Genomic DNA, 17,957 nt, shown 5'->3' with positions numbered 1-17,957 from the left:
GAAATAAAAGGTCAAAGGCAATGCAATTCACTGATCGACTTGCGCTCGACGGGGCTATCCGTCGGACGGAGGATGGCTATGGCGTGCTTTCGGCCAAGGTGGCCCGTGCAGGCAACGTTCAGCTTTATCTCGGCTCCGAGGTAGGCATGAACGATAAAGCCATTGTGCGGGTCTACAGGCCTGAAAGCGAGGTTTTCAAGAAGGATGCCATCGCCAGTTACGCAGGCGTGCCTGTTACCCTCGATCACCCGAAGAATGGCGTGAATGCCAGCACATGGAAAGACCTTGCCGTGGGCGAGGTGGGCGATGACGTGTTGCGGGACGGCGAGTTTGTTCGCGTCCCGATGATGCTGCGCGATGCCAAGGCACTGAAGGCAGTCGAGGACGGCAAGCGCGAGCTTTCCATGGGCTACAGCGCCGAGATCAGGTTCGCGGATGGTGTCACGCCATCGGGCGAACAGTTCGACGCCATCATGTCCGATTTCAAAATGAACCACGTTGCGATTGTCGACAAGGCACGCGGCGGGGAAGAGCTTCGCATTGGTGACAGTGCGATCAAGTGGGGCGCCGCCCCGATTATCACCACTGACAAGGAGACAGTCGACATGACTGAAGCACTTCGAACTGTGGTCGTGGACGGACTGTCGGTTCAGACGACCGACCAGGGCGCCCAGGCTATCGCAAAGCTGCAGAAGGATCTGGAATCCTCCGCAACCAAGCTCGTTGACGCCAATACCGCCCACACGGCGGCGCTGGCAACCAAGGATCAGGAGATCGGCACACTCAAGGCCGAAAACCAGAAGCTCAAGGACGGCCAGATCAAGCCGGAAGACCTCGACCGTCTGGTCGCTGATCGCGCCACGCTTGTTCAGATCGTCACGGCGATCGATAACAAGATCGAGATCAAGGGCTCCGACGCCGATCTTCGCCGCGCTGCCGTCAAGTCCAAGCTCGGTGACGAGATGGTCAAGGATGCTTCCGACGACATGATCACCGGCATGTTCCGGGCGATCGCCAAGGACGTCAAGGCCGCCGATCCCTTCGCGCAGGTCCTCAAGGACGGCGTCAAGCAGACGGATGCCAACAACACAAGCACGGCCCACAAGGCCATGACCGACCATCTGACGTCGGCATGGATGGGCTCTAACCAGAAGGGGGCCGCATAATGCCTGCGATCCAGACCAACTATACGGCCACTCATGCCCGCTGGGTTGAGGGCATGATCCCCAACATGGAGCCGAACGACATCGTCACCCGCATCGCGGAAGACGTTGAAGGCATCGGCTTCGGCAAGGTCTGCGTGCAGGGCACGGCAGACAACCAGGTTGTGGACTCGGAAGCGACCGTCAAGTTTGCCGGCATCGCCGTTCTCGACACCACGCGCCCGACCGGCAAATACGAGCAGTATGACAACGTCGCCGTCATCAAGAAGGGCGTCATCGTCGTTCAGGCTTCTGAAGCCGTGGCCGTCGGTGATCCCGTCTACTACACCCCGGCGACCGGCGTTCTTTCCAAGACGTCGACTTCCAACACCCTCATCGCAGGCGCGCAGTGGGATACCAGCACCTCTGGTGCCGGCCTCGCCGTTCTGCGCCTCGGCTAACAGGAGCAAGCACGATGAACATGCATATGAACGATGCGCAGCAGGTCGCGATGAGCTTCCTGATCCGTCAGGCTTCTCTTATCGAGCCGACGGTTTACCAGATGCGGTATCAGGAAATTCAGTACCAGAGCCTGATGCCGGTCGACACATCCGCGCCCGAGTGGATCCAGTCGGTGACTTACTTCTCCATGGATGGGGTTGGCAAAGCCGAATGGTTCCACGGCAACGCGCAGGATGTGCCGAAGGTCGCCCTGACCCGCGAGAAGTTCGAAACCAGCGTCAGCATGGCCGCGATCGGCTATGGCTACGATCTGGAAGAACTCGGCACGGCTCAGCTTCTCGGCATGAACCTCACAGCGGACAAGGCAACTCTTGCCCGTCGTATCGCTGAAGAGAAGATCGACCAGGTTGCCATGGTGGGCGATACCGGCAAAGGCTTCACCGGTCTGGTTAACGCATCGACCCCGACCGCGACCACTGCGCCTGCAGACGGTACTGGTTCCGCAACGACATTCGCCAGCAAGACGCCGGATCAGGTTCTGCGGGATATCAACGGTCAGCTAACCGGCATCTTCACCGGCACGCTCGGCGCCGAAATCGCCGATACGCTCCTGCTGCCATACACGGTGCTGCTCGATCTCTCCACCCGTCGCATCGACGCCGTCAACCAGACCACGATCCTCGAATGGATCGAGCGCAACAACATCTACACCCGCACCACGGGGCAGGCGCTCACCATTCGCGGTGTGTTCGGCTACCTCGATACGGCTGGCGCCGGCAGCACGAAGCGCATGGTCGCGTATCGCCGCTCCCCGGAAGTCCTGAAGATGCACCTGCCGATGCCCTTCCGCTTCCTGCCAGTCTGGCAGACAGGCCCGATCCGCTTCGACGTCCCCGGCATCTTCCGTGTCGGCGGCGTGGACATCCGCCGTCCGAAGGCAGTTCGCTACCTCGACGGCATTTAAGGAGAGCCCGCAATGAAGGTTACCAACGTATCCAAGGGTCCCCGCGGCCTGAACGCTGTCGCCGGCGCCGTACTGGTTGAGCCGGGCGAAACCGTCGAGGTCGAAATCTCCGAGGTTGAACTGAAGGTGTCCAAGGGCACCGGCTGGTTCGAGTTCGACGGCGAGGCAGTCGACGCTGGCGAGAAGCTGGACCGAGAAGAACTGAAAAAGCAGGCTGATGAGCTGGGCTTGGATTACGCCAAGAACATCTCCGATGCGAAGCTTCAGGCTCTGATCTACGCCAAGCTGGCCGAGTAATCACCACCCCCGGCGGGCAACTGCCGGGGAAACCTTTCCAACGGAGATCGACATGGCAACGAACCCCTTCAATCGAGGCTTGAACGTCGCCTCCGATCTTGTCCCTGTTACACCGAACGATACCACCGATCTGGCTGAACCCGGCCGCGCCATTCGCTGCCGCCCGGATGGAGCCGCTGGAACGCTTCGCTTCAGCACCAATACTAATGTTGTTCGCAACACCTATATCGACGCCGGCGAGACCATTCTGGTTGCCGTGACCCGCGTGCACGCCACCGGCACCACCGCGACGAACCTTGAGATTCTGGTCTGATCACCATCCTTCCAACGTGAGGCACCGCCATGACCACCATTAAATCGAACCACGACGCGCCGCTTCCGATCCCCGGTGGACCGACGATCAACCCGTTCGCGACTGTCTCTGTCGATAACTTCGACGTGCTCCAGCACAATGACGTCGTCAAGGCGTGGCTTGCCGCCGAGGTTATCGAGGTCGTCAAGGAAAAGGCCGCCAAGACCGAAAAGGCTGAGTGATGGCCTATACCCCTCCGACACCCGCCTCATTCAAGGCCCGATATCCGGAATTCGCACCGGTCAGTGACGCGCTGATCCAGCTCGTCTTGCAGGAAGCGTTCGATGAGGTGGGCGATACGTGGCTTGAGCGGGATCGGGCGCGCGCGCAGATGCTGCTGACTGCGCACAAGCTTACCCTTGAAGGCGAGCCGGGGCGCAGCGTATCAGGTCAAGGAAGCGCAGGGACGGGCACTGTTCGCCGCCGCAAGGTTGGTGACGTCGAGGTCGAGTTCGCCACTCCAGGCTCAGGTGTGGGCGGTTTCGCGGCCACAGGCTACACGGCGACCGTCTACGGTCAAGAATACCTCGCTCTCCTGAAGAAGAATTTCCCGTCGCCCATGGTGGTCTGATGCTTACGTCCCGTGTTGTCCGCAAGGTCTTCGTCAAGGTGCCTCGCACTTTGCCGGGGCCGCAGCGGGTTAAGGTTGGCTTTCCAGCAGGTGAAGCTGATGCCGACAACATCCAGAAGGCCATCTGGAATGAGTTCGGCACGCGGGGCGGGGCATCTGGTGGCGGATGGGGCGGTCCTATACCAGAGCGACCATTCATGCGGAATGCGATGCGCGCGAACCAGATCCGCTACGTTACCGCTATGCGCTCTTCGGCGTCGAAAATTGTTCGAGGTGAGACGACCTTGCACCAGACAATGCAGAAGCTTGGGATATTCGCGCAGGGGCATATTCAGCAGGAGATAACCTCTCTGTCCAGCCCGCCAAACAGTCCTGTGACGATTGAAATCAAGGGCTCCAGCAACCCGCTGATTGACAGCGGCGAGATGCGGGCGGCTGTGACCTTCAAGGCGGATAACTCATGATCGACGTTGCAATCGCGATAGACGGCGAATCTGTGCTGATGACACGAACGCGCACTGCCGCCGGCAACTACGATGACAACGGCGAATACGTTCCCGGCGGGCCGGTTACTGATCCAATCATGGCAGCCATCCAGCCTATCAAGGGCAACCAGTTGATGGATGTACCGGAAGGCATCAGGACGGAGGCTCGCTGGCTATGCTGGAGCCGGTCGTCACTGGTCGTAGACGACGTGATCACCCACAAGGGCATCACCTATCGGGTGTTGTTCGACTGGCCCCGTGACGAGGGTGCATTTTACCGCGCAGCGTTGGGCAGGACAACACCATGAACGACAGAGACGCACACAGCCAGGTCGTTCGGTGGGTGAAGTCTGTCACAGGCACCACGACGATCAAGGCTTACGAATCCGGTACAGCCCCGGCAACGCCCTACAACATGGTGAACATGCTTGGCACCCGGGACATCCGTGCTCATGAGCAGGTCACCGAATACGCGGATCAGGGAGCCGATGTGAAGGCCACGCCCGTCATCGAGGTCGAGTGGAGTTTTTCCGTCCACGCCTATGGCAGCAATCCTACAGACAATCTCCGCGGCATCAGGTCGGCTGCAAAGCTTTCTCAGGTGATGGAGCCTATGTTGCCCAGCCTGACCGTCCATGAAGTTTCGCAGATCCGCCACGTTCCGGACTGGATCAACAATCAGTGGCAACCGCGCGCCCAGCTCGACCTCTTCGTCAGAGGGCTGACGCGAGACGGCTTCCTGCTCGATGTGATCGAGCAGACAGAATTCAACTTCGAACGGGTTTGATCCCAACCACCTGAAAGGAAACTGGTATGGCTGTTTTGCCTTACTCGCGGGTCGTCAATGTGACGCTCTCGCGCCAAGATGCTTTCCCCAGCCGTCGTGGCTTCGGGACCATCCTCATTCTCCAGTCAGTCGCCAAGGCGGGCAAGGTAGACGCTACCACGCGCACCAAGCTTTACGCCACCCTTGAAGAGGTGGCGGCCGACTTCGCAACGACCGATGACGCCTACAAGGCTGCGGCGGAAGCGTTCTCGCAGAACCCGCGCCCGATCTCGATCAAGATTGCCTACTACGATGCTACCACGGCAACGAGCGCAGCCCTCCTGATCGCCCAGCTTGACCTGATTTATGCCTACGATTCCGACTTCTACCTGATCACGGTGGAATCGGCTCTGCGCGACCAGGCCAAGCTTGATGGCCTCGTGAGCTGGGTTCAGGCAAAGAACAAGATCGCCATCATCGATACCAATGCTGCAGGCCTTCTTTCTCCATCCGATACAGCGAACATCGCGGCCCGTTTCAAGGGCACTGTCGATCGCTCTGCTGTCTTCTATCACTCTGACGCTGCGGAATACCCCGCTATCGCGCTCGCAGCCTATATGTCGACGCGCAATTTTGATGATGCTGAAAGCGCCTACACGGCAAAGTTCAAGTATCTTTCGAGCGTGGCGCCGGTCAATGTCGGATCTGCCGCTGTAACATCGATTACGGGATTTACGCCCGGTATCGGGCAGTCGATCACTGCCGGCCACTGCGCCAACACCTACATCAACATCGGCGGGCGCAACTTCGTCGTGGAAGGCTCGACGCTCACGCCGAACGTCTTTCTGGATGAAATCCACGCAACGGACTGGATCATCGCGCGCACGGAAGAAGAAACGCTCGGCATCCTGCTCAACAATGCGCGCGTCAAGTTCGATGACAGCGGCATGCAGCAGATTGCATCGGCGGCCCGCATGGTCATGCAGCAGGCAAACCGCGCAGGCATCATCGCTCAGGATTTGAACCCGGAGACCGGTGAATATGAAGCGGCTGTCGAGATCACGGTCCCGTCAGTGTTCTCCGTGCCCGCCAGCCAGCGCAAGGCCCGTATCGCACCGGCAATCTCGGTTCGCTTCCGCTACGCCGGCGCGCTGCACTATGTCACGATCAACTATACCATGACGTTCTAAGGAGCTGACCAATGGCAAACACTTCCGCATACAGCATGGTCAACGTCACTGGTACGGTTGACGGCCAGCAGATCCAGGGGCTTTGGGATGGTGATGACGCAATCATTGTCACCCAGAGTTCTGACAAAGGCACCGGTCTTATCGGCGCCGATGGTTCGGGCATATTCTCGATCTCGGCAAACAAGGCAGCGTCCATCAGCATCAAGCTGCAGCATACCAGCGCCACGCACCGCCTCTTGATGCAGAAACTCAAGCGTCAGCAGGCTTTGGGCGGCACAGCTGCGGCGTTCCCTTTCGCCTTCATCGACAATGCCTCGGGTGAGGGCGGCTCCGCTGACAAGTGCTACATCCAGACTGCCCCGGCAGACAGTAAGGGCGTCAATGCGACGGTACGCGAGTGGGTTCTCTGGACAAGCGAATGGAACCCTGAAATTCCCAATGGGTGACAATCTCAGAGGGTTAGCGGCAACGCGACCCTCTGACCTCGCAAGGCATCTGAAATTCACCTGACCAGACGCCGCGCTGGTTGGCTTTTGCTTCGCGCTGCTCGTCGGCATATCGGCCCTTGGAATACTTGATCCAGTCGATGGCATGCCCATTCAGAACCATCCAAGCATTGACGTCGGCGCCATCTGCGCGCCGGCAGACTGCCACGATCCGGTCATAGCTCTTCCCTTTGGGAGTGCAGAAGGTCGGGCGAGACTGCGCAAGGAACTTGTCGAGTGCGTCTGCGCTCACCCGGCCGCACCGGTAGGCTTCACCAGACGAGGTGCGGCAAACCTGACGGGACTCGGGAGCATCGATGCCGTCGAACCGGATGCGCTGGCCAGCGATCTCGACCGTATCTCCGTCCACAACGGACGCGCGACCGGAGATTTCAGCGGCATGGGCAGGCGCGGCAACTGCCACGACGCAAGCCAGAAGAACTGCTGCATTCATTTGCGGACGTCTTCCCTGACAATTACGCCGCGGCAACCTGCGTCCTCCCCGCTGGTGACAAGGATGGTGTGAGACGCGAAGCCCATGTCTGTGATGACGGCCTTGGTGCCGACGGGAACCATGCAGGCCAAAAGCCGGAAGACCAGCGTCGGGTTCGATTTGTGGACCTCAGCCTGGATAAGCTTGAACGCCTCGCTCTGGGCGTCCGAGTCCTTCCAGACAAACACGTTTTCAGACCCTGTTCTGCCCAAGATTACCTCCTGAGCGGCGGCAGGGCTGGCAACCAGCATTGCAATTGAAGCGACTAGAGCAGCGCGCAAATAGAAATCCTCCGGGAGATTTGAATGGCCGATCGCAAGATAGATGGGATTGAATATCATGTCGATCCACTCCCAGCAGTTGAATCTATCGAACTTTATGCTGACATCCTTCGGCTGTTAGGACCTGCGGCCAACCGTCTGCCCGCGATCATCCTTTCTTTGCAAGCCGATAGTGAAGGTCAACAGATGATGGCCGACGTGGCGGCTCTCGCGGCGATCTCGGATATCCTGTCACGCGTTACCAGCCAGGAAATCTCCGCTCTAGCTGCTCGCATCGTCGCTATCGCTTCCATCAAGCGACCATCCGGAGACTATGAGTCTTGCGACCTCGATGGCGACTTCACAGACAAGAAGAAAAATATCATCCCGCTGATGAAGTTCGTCCTTGAGGAGCAGTTCCGCGATTTTTTTACCGGAAGACGCCCGAATGGAATCATCGGGCTGCTGATGGAGGTCTTACAGACCGCGAAGTCCGGAAAGTAGCGCCGAACGTCAATCTGTTCATCTACCGTCCGGCCTTATCGAACCCGCCACTGTGCAGCTTCCTTGAGTGCGAAAAGATCACGCTCAAGCAGTTGCTGGACATGCACGAAATACTCGACCTCAGATTAGCTGCGGCTGAGAAAGCCATCAGGCCAAGGACCCCGCGATGACCATTGCCGGAGAACTCGTCAACATCCTTGGCTTCAAGCTTGAGGGCGAAGAAAACCTCAAGAAATTCAACCAGGGGATGGATGACGCCGAAGGCAGTGCAAAGAAGACATCCGAGCGCGTTCGCGCACTGGGCATAGCTGCTGGAGTCGTGGCAACGGGAGCTATCGCTGTCGGAACAGCTGCGGTGAAGAACTTCGCCGCCTTTGAGCGCGAGATGGGCCGCATCGGCACCACGGCCGGGGCCACCGTGGCGGAAACCGTCAAGGCTTCCGATGACGTGCAGGCGCTTGCCAAGCGCTTCGCCTTGCCTTTGGAAGAAGCTGTAAGCGGCTTGGACACGCTCACGGCCTCAGGTATGGACCTTGACGAGGCTATGGCGTTTCTGCCGTCGGTTCTCGCTACGGCTCAAGCCTCCGGCGCGGCTGTCAACGACATCGCCAACACGGCGCAGAAAGCATCGTCGGCTCTGAAAATCGAAGCTGGAGATCTTCAGAAGGCGTTCGACATCATGGTGTCGGGCGGCAAGGCTGGCCAGTTTGAATTGAAGGACATGGCGGCATCTATCCCGACGCTGGCAAACTCCTTTGCGAACCTCGGCTATTCGGGGCAGGAAGGTCTGCAGAAGCTCATCGCGATCCTCCAGACCCTTCGCGAGGACACCGGATCGGCGGGGCAGGCAGCAACTCAGGCTCAGAACATATTCGCGAAAATGTTCAGCCAGGAGACAGAGAAGAATTTCAGCGACTTCGGCGTCAACATCCGCGACGAGGTCGATAAGGCCGTCAAGGCAGGCGAGGGCGCGATCGAGGCATACGTCCGTATCTCACGGCGAGTGATGGCTGATAATCCGACCGCCAAGCTTGTCGACCTGTTTGCCGATCAGGAATTCCAGCTCGGCATGCAGTCGTTGATGACGAGTGCCGATTCCTACGAAAAGTTCCTGAAAGCGGTGAACGGCGGCGAGGTGGACGGTACTGTGTTTCGCGATCTGGAGCGCTTCACCACCGACACGACAGCGTCCATCCAGCGATTGAGCAGTTCTTGGGACGGCTTCATGAAGTCGCTCGGTGGAGCGATAGCACCGACGGCGAGCGGTGCGCTGGACAAGTTGACCAACGAAATTAGCTACCAGGACGCGGTCTCGAAAGAGTTGGAGAAGCAGGGTTACAGCTTTCTCGGTCGACAGCTGTGGATGGGCTCGAAAGAACAGAAAGACGCGTTAGCTCGTGCTGGGGGTTACATCCCCAATAACGACCCCGTTGCGCAAGAGGCGGCCAAGAACGCACCGGCCGCTTATCAGGCTCTAGGCAGGCGCCCAACGCGGCCAATGAGCAGAACGCCAGATACCGCATACGGGTACAACGAACCCGCGCAGAAAGAACTGCCGGCAAACGTCTTTGCTGGTTTTGAAGCCCGCATGGACAAGCTGGCGGCAGCCGCAACCAACACGCCACCCGAGGTGAACAACACGGTCAATGACAGCCGAGATCAGTCCACTGTCGTCAACGTTGGCGGCGTGGTGGTCAACGGCGTTCCGAATGTCTCCGCGGCTGTGGGCGGCGCCGTGGGGCGTGCTGTGGGGCAAGCCGCCGTTGGTCGCGCCTCGCGCTTTGAGAAGGACGATGCGTTCTAATGCCAGCCATTGCCTTCTCTCGCCTCATTGGGCCGGTCCCGATTGATTGCGTCATCACAGAGAATCCGGTCTCTGAACTTCTGATGACGGAGATCCCGATCGAGACAGGCTCGAAGATCACCGACCATGCCGTGGTTATGCCGAAGCGGGTATCACTCGACATCGCAACGGCGAACGCTACGGCCTCCTATGGGGCATTGGTTGCGTTTCAGGAAAGCCGGGTTCCGTTCACGCTGGTGACGGGCCTCGCCATCTTCCGGAACATGCTGATAAAGCGGATCGACCCGGAGCGCGATGCATCGTTCTCGACCATCCTTCGCTGCCGGGTGGAACTGCAGGAAGCAATCCTTGTCGGGACAGCTTATGCGGCTGACCCAGATGGCGACAACTACGAGAGGGGCAAGGCGGGCGGCGAGAAGAGCAGTAAGGCTGCCGCACCATCTCCTGAACGGTCTCGCGACCCTGTCACTGCGGATCGGGCGACCGGTACTGTTCAGCGTGGCGATGCCGGGGTGGTAAGCGCACCGGCCAACCAGTCAATCCTGTCGAGCGTCTTTGGTGGGCCGCAATGAACATATTCACGATCACGGATCATGCCGATCAGCAATTCGGCACGATCATCAACGGCGCGCGCGTGACGCTGCGGCTGCGATACAACCCGACGAATGACCGGTGGAGCTTTGATCTTTCGCTTGACGATAGGCCAGTGCTTCACGGTCGGCGGGTGGTGACGGGCATTGATTTGCTGGCGCCGTTCGATTTCGGTCTGGGTGTGATGTTCGCTGCGGCGGTCAAGCCTGGTTCTGTTCCGGATCGCGATGCCCTGCCGGAGGGCAATGTGCGCTTCTATCACGCCACACAGGATGAAGTAGATGCTGCCTTGGTTAGCTAACTGGTCGGCATAGCTTTGACGGAAGTTACCATTGCTTTCTCTAAGGACCATCCTCTAGCAATGCGGGAGCGGAGGGTTCCGAAAGGCACGCCGGAGATGTCAGAGAGCTCTTTTTGGGAATACCTTTTGCCATTCCAGAGGAATGTGACTGCATTGCTTCGGTTCCGGATTTGAATTTTCTGGAGCGTCCATCTGCAGTTTGATAGTTCGTAATTCCCGTCATTGTCGATGCGGTCGAGCGAGTGACGTTTTGAAGGTCGGCGGCCCATATCAGATAGAAAATTGGAATAGCTGTCGCGCCATCGATCACAGACAATAATGCCCCGCCCGCCGTAGTGTTCAAAGTGCTTTGTGTTGGGCTGGTAGCATCTACGCTTCATCGCATCCCATGTCCGATACTCTGAAGAGTTGCTGTCGCCGTGAGTTACGACTGCTTCAGCGTGGAGACACCCGCAACTGCGTACCGATCCGCTTTTCAGGAACTTCGCGCGGACAACCTTCTGCCCGCCGCATGAACATGAACACAGCCAGTTAGCGCCACCATTGGGACGCTTTACGTAAGTCAAGGCAGTGAGTTTCCCGAAGGTGAGACCTTCAAGGTTTTCAGCTTTCGGTCCCATGCTCCATCTCCAAACGTAAGGCGTTAGGGAGGTTAACATTTTACAGTACCTAAGAAAAGTGTCCGCCGAGTTCTCGGGTGGCCTAACGTTGAACCCCGGCGGGATAGCGCTTCACGAAATCAAGATCGATTTCCAGATCACCAAGGGCATTAGTTCCAAGTCCAATACGGCTCGGATTTCCATCTGGAACTTGACCGAGAGCCATCGGAATTCGATGGGCAAGGAGTTCGACAAGATCACTCTGAAGGCTGGCTACATACCGCCGGGCGATTCCGGCAATGTCGGCGTGATATTCAAGGGCGATGTACGGGACGTGGAGCACCAGAGAGACGGTGCGGACATCGTTACCATCATTTCCTGCGGCGACGGACAGAAAGCTCTTCTGCGGTCAAATATCTCGAAGACATTCCCGAAGGGCACGCCGACGAAGGATGTCATCGAAGAGATTTACAAGCAGATGGAGAAGGAAGGCATCGACCGCGGCGAATGGAAATTCCCCGACAGTATGCCGAAGGAAACGAAGCGACCTTACTCGATGTGCGGGTCTTGCCGGCGTGAACTCGATACGCTCGGGCGCAGCAACAAGTTCTATTGGTCGCTTCAAAACGAGACGCTGGAGATCGTGCCGGGTGACAGCTACATCGGTGGCATCGTCCTTCTCACGCCTGAAACCGGCATGATCGGTACGCCGGCAATCACTGATAACGGGGTTCGCGTCTCGGCGCTTCTCAATCCGGAGATAAGGCCGAACCGCCGCATCCAGATCAAAAGCCAAACGCTCGAAATGAATGCAGCTGACGGCATGTATCGTGTCTCCGAAGTCACCTATTCCGGTGACAACCGCGATGGAGATTTCCAAGTCGACATAACGGCGGAGGCCATAAAGGGCGGCAAGGTCGACCAGGGGGTGAATGGCTGATGGCTGGATACCTCGGGAAGACCACGAACGACCCGCGCGACGTCACGGATCGACAGGCGGAGTCGGAGCGGGAAGCACAGTGGGGGCCGATACCGGGCGAGATTGTTTCCTATAACGGGCACACAGCCACGGTGAAGCCGCTCTACAAGCCGATCCATAACGGCAAGGCTGTAGACATGCCGGTCCTGCTGGAGGTTCCTGTGGACCTTCCTCGCACGGCCAATGCCGGGATAACCTTTCCCATCCCAGCAGGCACAAGAGTAATGCTCGCGCCGATGATGCGCAGCATGGACAACTACGACGTGGACGATGACGGCACCCCTTCTGATGCTCGATCGTTCAGCCTCTCCGATATGCGAGCAACAATCGTCGGCGGCGACAGTCTCAAGTCACCGCTTGAGAACGTCGACCTGGAGAACACACACATCCGGTTCTCGACCGACGGCAGCTTCGGCATCAAGGGCAGTCCCGACGGGAAGGTTGGTATCTACGGGGCCGAGGGCAACATCTACGATCTACTGGCGCAAGTGGTTGAACTGCTGGGCGCTGAAACGACAACAGTCAGTAGCGGTTCATCCTCCGGTATTTGGCCTCTGACGCATCAGGCACAATTCGCGGCCATCGCCGCCAAGCTGAGAGCAATGGCGCTATGACAATCCCTCGCACCGGTCTGGCGATCGATCAGGCCAGCAATGACCTATATCTGGCCGCTGACGGCAATCTGGCGGTGGTGAGTGACACACTCGCGGTGGGCCAACATGTGCGCCAGCGGCTCTCCACGTTCGAAGGCGAATGGTTCCTCGACACCACGGCTGGCGTGCCATGGCTCGATGAGATTTTGGGGAAGTCCTATGACCCTGCTTTGGCAGAGAGCGTCGTCAAGGCTGAAATCTTGGATACCGACGGAGTGACGGAAATCACTTCGTTTTCGGTCTCGTTCGACCGCGCGTCACGCGGGCTCGTTATCCGGTCGGTCAACGTCATTTCAGAATATCAGGAAGAGGTGCAGATATGACGGAATATGGCGTAGTCAGCACCGGCTTTTCACGCAAACCCCTGACGGTGATCCTTGCCGAACTTGAGGCGGCAAACATCATTTCTTTCGGCCCCGGCCTGATCCAGACGTCTCAGTCTCCCATGGGGCAGTTGAATGGTCTGCGCGCCGACGCAATCACTCAGGCGTGGGAGATAGGGGAGGAGGCCTACCAGTCTCGCGACCCGGAACAGGCGGAGGGCATCAATCTTGATATTCTGGCGCGCCTGCGGCTGATCTCGCGCGTGCTGGGCGAGACAGACGAGAGCCTTCGGCAGGCAATCACAAATTCAGGCGTTGCCAACACGCGCGATGCCGATTTCTACCGTGCGATCCTGAATGTCGACGGCGTCACGTGGGCCAAGATTTACAGCAACGACACCGGCAGCACGGACGCAAACGGTATTGCCGCTCATTCTGTCAGCGTTGCGGCTCTCGGCGGGTCTGATGAGGAAGTGGCCACGGTCGCGCGTCAATACATCGTGCCGGGCATCTCGAGCTATGGCAACACGGTGGTGTCGACGGAGATTGATGGCTTCTGCCGGTCGATCAGCATCATGCGCCCGATTGAGACGCCGATAAAGCTTGCCATCACAGTTTCGAAGCAGAACGGCGCCGACGGTTGCCCGCCTCCATCCAACGCCGCAATCGCTCAGACGCTCTTTGCTGGGCTCACCGGAACCAACCGGCCGGCGAACGGACAGGACATAACGCTGCACATGATCCGCACGATCATCTCCTGCGTTTATCCGAACGTGGAAGTGACGACAGGGCAGGGCGCGCTTGTGGCAAACGCTTTGGCAGCGCTGCCTTTGGCTATCAATTTCGATGAGATCGCGACGATCACGCTCGACAACATCACAGTCACGGCGGTTTGACATGGAGTGCCCTGACAAGAGCTCTTTCGTAGAGGAGCGGATAAACCGGATCCTCACGCAATATCGTGAAAGCCCAAACCTTCTTTCCATCATCCGGCAGGACTTGGAGCAAATCGCAGATGCGGTAATCGAGACCTGCGAGATACCGTCACGTTTCGACATTCTGGATGCGGTTGGAGATCAGTTGACCATCATCGGACGCCAGCTTGGTTGGCCCCGATGCCATTGCATTTGCGTCCCTGCGCCGGTCTTCGGGTTCTCGTGCGGGGTTGACAATCCAAACAGACCCATCGGCGGGTTTGCCTGCACGGCGATAGATGGCGACATTCTGACATTCGATGACGTTGACGACCTCGACTATATCCTGACCTTCGACGGTGATACGGGCGGAGAGTTCATCCTGACCGACAATCAGAGGGACGCAACGCCGGGCGCAGATTGGGTCAATTGTTCATCGGCTGGAACTGGCGACATCTGCCTGTCCGACGATGAGGTTTATCGGTCGTATCTCTTGGCCCGTCGCTACCAGATCCGGCAGCTGTGGGATATCGACAGCTTATCAGCGTCCGTTCAGCACATCTGGGGGGCGTCTGCGAGTGTCACCAGCTTGGGTGGCGCGCGCGTGGCGATCTCGCCCGGTCGCGCTCTAACGGCTCTTGAAATAATGCAGTTGCCTGTGGCCTTCAGGGTTCTCCCTCTGGCTCCCGGTATCTCGCCTTACATCAATTACCAGACCGGCAAGGTGTTCGGTTTCGGTGCTGGCTGGGGCGGCCTGTGTGACGGTTCCTCGTGGCTTTGCCCGGAACCGTTCGATCCATACCTCTGCAACTAAAGGAAAAGTCACATGGCTTTTTATACCGACGGTGTTGTTCCGTGGAACAGCCTCAATGATAACACGCGTGCACCCTTGTCGTCTGAGATGGAGGGTGGATATCCGTGCGGAGAGGCTGACCAGCAGTTGTTCAATTGGACCGCAGGTTGGCCGATCGGCAACATCTGGAACATGATCTTGATGAGTGGGATCACACCGGATGCAGACAAGCTTCTTGACCTGGCGAGAGCGATACAGGCTGGAAAAGTTAACTATGTGGACGGAGCCGGAACGGCAAACGCGCTCACCGTCACGCTTTCGCCGGCCCCGGCCTCTCTCTCCCCAGGCCTAGTGATCAGGGTTAAACCCGCGCTCACCAATACCTCGAAGGCACCCACTATCAATGTCAACGGACTAGGAGCCACGCCTATCGTCTATGCGGACGGGGCTGGTGTTGCCGACGGTGAGATGGTGGCTGGTCGGGTTGTTGAACTGGTATATGACGGCACGAATTTCGTGATATCGAACCCGTGGACCGCGATTCTTCGCCTCTCCCCGCGCGCGGCGCGGCAGACCAGAGCCTTTACACCAGGTACGGCAATTGCTGACGCCGGCTATGCCGTAGAAACGGTCGCTCAGACAATTACAGTCACCGGGACGACCTATCTTGATTGCGTTGCCTACGTTGCCTTTCGAAATACATCCGCATCCCTTGGCAACATAATCGGCTACATGAAGTTGCGGCAGGGCTCCACCACCATCTCGACGTCTGACTATCTTGGCTGTGTGAACAAGGATTCTTTACAGACGTCTATCACTCTCCGGGAGCGATTCTCCGGCCTCGATCCGTCCCTGACATACACGGTCCAGTTGGTTGTCATGAAAAACACTGCCGTTGGTCCGTATAACGTCACTGACCCGCGCATCCTCGCCTTGCATGAATAAGGGTATGTCCATGATTTTTTACACACTTGACCTGAATGGGGCCATTTCATACGGCCAAGGCTACCTTCTTCCTGATGGCGCAGAAGAGATCGCCGAAGACGAATACCATGCCGCCCTTGCAGCGGCTCGCTCAGCGCTTTTGGAGCCGCCGATCCCTGATGAGGGGGGGGTCATCCCCAAATAGCGGCGATGAACCGTCATAATGCCCCCCTAGAAACAGAGACCTGATCTAATCACCGGCCTAGCGCCGGTTTTTTTATGGCCGGATGGAGCCTTGAATGACTGTTCCTTTGGAGAGACAGAAGAACATAGCCGATGTGGCGCCACGGGTGCGTCAGCAGCTAGGCCTTGGTAGTGCGGCATTGGAGAATGCTGAAGATTTCGCCACGGCCGCCCAAGGGGTGAAGGCTGACGAGTCTTTCCCGCGTGACGAATATGCTATCTTCGATACGGTCGTAGACATGCTCGACATCGACGTTTTGCCCGGTATCAGCTTCGTCCGAGTTAATGGTTACTATGTGCCCGGTGACGACGGGGCCGCAAGCTATAGGAAGGTGAACTCCGAGCCAACGCATGCTGGTAAGTTCCAGTCTGCTGATGGCGCATGGTGGGAGTTGGCCGAAAGAAGGCGCACCCCCGAGATGTTTGGGGCAGCGGGCACAGGATTGGTGTCTGACGTTGCAGCGCTTCAAAACGCCCTGAACAGCTTCGGCATCCTTGGGGGGATACTCTACGCAGATAAAGACTACCTCATCGACGCCGACTTGACCGTGCCGAATAACGTAGAACTGCGTCTTCCCATTTCTGTCCTCGGTTTGGGGCAGGTCTCACAACAGCTTTTCAAGCGGTCTGGCCGGCTTCGGATATCGCCTGCGGCTACTGTTAATTTGTTGGCTGGGTCTCTTATCTCAGGCGGCGTTTCCATCCGATCAAGTATGGCCGGGCCGGAAGTAAACTCTGCCGCCTATGCGGGTACAGCATTGACCGCAAATGGCAATTATTGCCGAGTGGCTGGCATGCTCTTCGTGGGGTTCTCTAGGCCGTTTACGTCGACTGGATTCAACGGGGTTGTATTCGAGAACAATTACTTTGATTGCTTGAACGGGCCACGGGTTATCAACGATGCTGACAGACCAGCTTTCCGATGCAATAGAGGCCATCCATATGGCACGATCGAAGCTACCGGCCGAATTGAAACCTTCGACACGACCAATTGGGCGTATAGACCAGGTATCGGCTACGAGTTCGATGGTTGCGCTTGGCCAGTCGATGACAACAACTGGGCATACGGCTACAATATATCGGCTCGCTTCGGGAATTGTTCAAACCCCACAAGCGAGGGGTCTTCATACGAAGGCCACTTCGCAAACACCGCGCCCTACATCTTGTCGTCTGCTGGCATCCTAGTTGAGGGCACGACGACTGGCGGAAAGTTCTCCAACATCAATTCCGTGCACTTTGTGAACCCTATCATTCAACAAAATGGAGATGCAGACGCTTTCAATATTTTCGAAGTCCTTCACATCAGGGACTTCTCAGCGAACGGCATAGCATTTGTCACGGGTGGCGGTAAGATCGACGCGTTCCATATAAGGGGCGGCAGCGCCAACGGCGTGGTTCTGCCTGCAACGCCTGTCGGCACGAGCGCTAACGGCATTAGGGCGGTATCGACGAGCGCCCCGATATTTGTCGGAGACGGGCAGATCGACGGTGTTGGGGTTGGCATAAGATCGGCGGGTAGCAACCTGTTCATCAAAGGTCGTCCAAGCATCATCAACAGCGCAGTGCTGTTCAACATGGAAGCACCGCGGCACACAATCGCGTCGGCATCGAGCATCACCATACCTCCCCACGTTGAGGATGTCTTTATCACAGGGACAACAGCGATCACCAATATCGCTCCATCCTATCATGGCCATAAGGTCAGGATGACGTTTGAAAGCACGGCCTCAATTACCAAGGGCGGCACGTTCAGGATGCCATCCAATCTGGCAGGCGCTGCTGGCCAGACAATTGAGTTTTACTGTGAAGGGCCGGCGGGAACAGAGCGATGGAGGGAAATAGCGCGATCTCTAAATTCGTAG

Annotated in this window: 26 protein-coding genes; 24 read left to right on the top strand and 2 right to left on the bottom strand. The window is 57.9% G+C overall.

The features are described 5' to 3' along the window. Positions 1-20 precede the first annotated feature (20 nt). The 12 genes from ACQZ5N_RS03200 to ACQZ5N_RS03145 are packed head-to-tail and all read left to right on the top strand — an operon-like array spanning position 21 to position 6,675. Entirely contained in the window at positions 21-1,166 is a 1,146-nt protein-coding gene (locus ACQZ5N_RS03200; RefSeq protein ID WP_448732042.1) for a DUF2213 domain-containing protein, read from the top strand. Further along, positions 1,166-1,603, top strand: a complete 438-nt coding sequence (locus ACQZ5N_RS03195) for a DUF2190 family protein (protein WP_153315470.1) — start codon at positions 1,166-1,168, stop codon at positions 1,601-1,603. Before ACQZ5N_RS03200 ends, ACQZ5N_RS03195 begins: the two co-directional genes overlap by 1 nt. 14 nt (positions 1,604-1,617) lie before the next feature. Further along, on the top strand, positions 1,618-2,568 hold the full coding sequence (locus tag ACQZ5N_RS03190; protein ID WP_448732041.1) for a DUF2184 domain-containing protein: 951 nt from the start codon (positions 1,618-1,620) through the stop codon (positions 2,566-2,568). Between the two features lie 12 nt (positions 2,569-2,580). Continuing rightward, positions 2,581-2,865, top strand: a complete 285-nt coding sequence (locus tag ACQZ5N_RS03185) for a hypothetical protein (RefSeq protein ID WP_448732040.1) — start codon at positions 2,581-2,583, stop codon at positions 2,863-2,865. Between the two features lie 52 nt (positions 2,866-2,917). Next, positions 2,918-3,178: a spike base protein, RCAP_Rcc01079 family gene (locus ACQZ5N_RS03180; protein WP_448732039.1), complete on the top strand. Its 261-nt coding sequence runs from the start codon at positions 2,918-2,920 to the stop codon at positions 3,176-3,178. Between the two features lie 29 nt (positions 3,179-3,207). Next, positions 3,208-3,399: a hypothetical protein gene (locus ACQZ5N_RS03175; protein WP_448732038.1), complete on the top strand. Its 192-nt coding sequence runs from the start codon at positions 3,208-3,210 to the stop codon at positions 3,397-3,399. Continuing rightward, the gene (locus ACQZ5N_RS03170) at positions 3,399-3,788 is read left to right on the top strand and encodes a DUF4054 domain-containing protein (protein ID WP_448732104.1); all 390 of its coding nucleotides are present in this window, start codon (positions 3,399-3,401) and stop codon (positions 3,786-3,788) included. The genes ACQZ5N_RS03175 and ACQZ5N_RS03170 overlap by 1 nt, the downstream gene beginning before the upstream one ends. After that, complete coding sequence (locus ACQZ5N_RS03165; protein WP_153315464.1) at positions 3,788-4,252, top strand: hypothetical protein; 465 nt, start codon at positions 3,788-3,790, stop codon at positions 4,250-4,252. Before ACQZ5N_RS03170 ends, ACQZ5N_RS03165 begins: the two co-directional genes overlap by 1 nt. Next, positions 4,249-4,581: a hypothetical protein gene (locus ACQZ5N_RS03160; protein WP_448732037.1), complete on the top strand. Its 333-nt coding sequence runs from the start codon at positions 4,249-4,251 to the stop codon at positions 4,579-4,581. The genes ACQZ5N_RS03165 and ACQZ5N_RS03160 overlap by 4 nt, the downstream gene beginning before the upstream one ends. Continuing rightward, positions 4,578-5,060, top strand: coding sequence for a phage neck terminator protein (locus ACQZ5N_RS03155; RefSeq protein ID WP_448732036.1), 483 nt, complete (start codon positions 4,578-4,580; stop codon positions 5,058-5,060). The genes ACQZ5N_RS03160 and ACQZ5N_RS03155 overlap by 4 nt, the downstream gene beginning before the upstream one ends. A 26-nt stretch (positions 5,061-5,086) precedes the next feature. Beyond that, the gene (locus ACQZ5N_RS03150) at positions 5,087-6,229 is read left to right on the top strand and encodes a DUF3383 family protein (protein WP_448732035.1); all 1,143 of its coding nucleotides are present in this window, start codon (positions 5,087-5,089) and stop codon (positions 6,227-6,229) included. A gap of 11 nt (positions 6,230-6,240) precedes the next feature. Then, a complete protein-coding gene (locus ACQZ5N_RS03145; RefSeq protein ID WP_448732034.1) occupies positions 6,241-6,675 on the top strand; it encodes a phage structural protein in 435 nt (144 codons plus the stop codon). 13 nt (positions 6,676-6,688) lie between these two features. Here the strand turns inward: ACQZ5N_RS03145 and ACQZ5N_RS03140 are convergent, their stop codons facing one another. After that, on the bottom strand, positions 6,689-7,168 hold the full coding sequence (locus ACQZ5N_RS03140; protein WP_448732033.1) for a thermonuclease family protein: 480 nt from the start codon (positions 7,166-7,168) through the stop codon (positions 6,689-6,691). Next, complete coding sequence (locus ACQZ5N_RS03135; RefSeq protein WP_448732032.1) at positions 7,165-7,548, bottom strand: hypothetical protein; 384 nt, start codon at positions 7,546-7,548, stop codon at positions 7,165-7,167. Before ACQZ5N_RS03135 ends, ACQZ5N_RS03140 begins: the two co-directional genes overlap by 4 nt. Here ACQZ5N_RS03135 and ACQZ5N_RS03130 point away from each other — a divergent pair. The 12 genes from ACQZ5N_RS03130 to ACQZ5N_RS03075 all read left to right on the top strand — a co-directional run bounded on the left by ACQZ5N_RS03130 (position 7,513) and on the right by ACQZ5N_RS03075 (position 17,957). Further along, a complete protein-coding gene (locus tag ACQZ5N_RS03130; protein WP_035198415.1) occupies positions 7,513-7,971 on the top strand; it encodes a phage tail assembly chaperone in 459 nt (152 codons plus the stop codon). The genes ACQZ5N_RS03135 and ACQZ5N_RS03130 overlap by 36 nt on opposite strands. A 166-nt stretch (positions 7,972-8,137) precedes the next feature. Continuing rightward, positions 8,138-9,775 carry a phage tail tape measure protein gene (locus tag ACQZ5N_RS03125; RefSeq protein ID WP_448732031.1) on the top strand — a complete coding sequence of 546 codons (1,638 nt, stop codon included), beginning with the start codon at positions 8,138-8,140 and terminating at the stop codon, positions 9,773-9,775. Beyond that, positions 9,775-10,347 carry a phage baseplate protein gene (locus ACQZ5N_RS03120; protein WP_448732030.1) on the top strand — a complete coding sequence of 191 codons (573 nt, stop codon included), beginning with the start codon at positions 9,775-9,777 and terminating at the stop codon, positions 10,345-10,347. Before ACQZ5N_RS03125 ends, ACQZ5N_RS03120 begins: the two co-directional genes overlap by 1 nt. Beyond that, on the top strand, positions 10,344-10,667 hold the full coding sequence (locus ACQZ5N_RS03115; RefSeq protein ID WP_448732029.1) for a phage baseplate plug family protein: 324 nt from the start codon (positions 10,344-10,346) through the stop codon (positions 10,665-10,667). Before ACQZ5N_RS03120 ends, ACQZ5N_RS03115 begins: the two co-directional genes overlap by 4 nt. A 678-nt stretch (positions 10,668-11,345) precedes the next feature. Continuing rightward, on the top strand, positions 11,346-12,206 hold the full coding sequence (locus ACQZ5N_RS03110; RefSeq protein ID WP_448732028.1) for a phage protein: 861 nt from the start codon (positions 11,346-11,348) through the stop codon (positions 12,204-12,206). Then, positions 12,206-12,859: a Gp138 family membrane-puncturing spike protein gene (locus tag ACQZ5N_RS03105; RefSeq protein WP_153315452.1), complete on the top strand. Its 654-nt coding sequence runs from the start codon at positions 12,206-12,208 to the stop codon at positions 12,857-12,859. Before ACQZ5N_RS03110 ends, ACQZ5N_RS03105 begins: the two co-directional genes overlap by 1 nt. Then, positions 12,856-13,221, top strand: a complete 366-nt coding sequence (locus tag ACQZ5N_RS03100; protein WP_153315451.1) for a hypothetical protein — start codon at positions 12,856-12,858, stop codon at positions 13,219-13,221. Before ACQZ5N_RS03105 ends, ACQZ5N_RS03100 begins: the two co-directional genes overlap by 4 nt. Beyond that, on the top strand, positions 13,218-14,117 hold the full coding sequence (locus ACQZ5N_RS03095) for a hypothetical protein (protein ID WP_448732027.1): 900 nt from the start codon (positions 13,218-13,220) through the stop codon (positions 14,115-14,117). Before ACQZ5N_RS03100 ends, ACQZ5N_RS03095 begins: the two co-directional genes overlap by 4 nt. A 1-nt stretch (position 14,118) precedes the next feature. Then, on the top strand, positions 14,119-14,949 hold the full coding sequence (locus ACQZ5N_RS03090; protein ID WP_448732026.1) for a DUF2612 domain-containing protein: 831 nt from the start codon (positions 14,119-14,121) through the stop codon (positions 14,947-14,949). Between the two features lie 12 nt (positions 14,950-14,961). Further along, complete coding sequence (locus tag ACQZ5N_RS03085) at positions 14,962-15,873, top strand: hypothetical protein (RefSeq protein ID WP_448732025.1); 912 nt, start codon at positions 14,962-14,964, stop codon at positions 15,871-15,873. A gap of 10 nt (positions 15,874-15,883) precedes the next feature. Beyond that, entirely contained in the window at positions 15,884-16,057 is a 174-nt protein-coding gene (locus ACQZ5N_RS03080; RefSeq protein ID WP_448732024.1) for a hypothetical protein, read from the top strand. Positions 16,058-16,151: 94 nt separating this feature from the next. Continuing rightward, positions 16,152-17,957 (top strand): hypothetical protein, encoded by a 1,806-nt coding sequence (locus tag ACQZ5N_RS03075; protein WP_448732023.1) that lies wholly within the window; start codon positions 16,152-16,154, stop codon positions 17,955-17,957.

The organism is Agrobacterium sp. 22-221-1 (genome assembly GCF_053522445.1).
The sequence above is the reverse complement of the archived record's forward strand: the minus strand, read 5'-3'. Positions and strand labels throughout refer to the sequence as shown.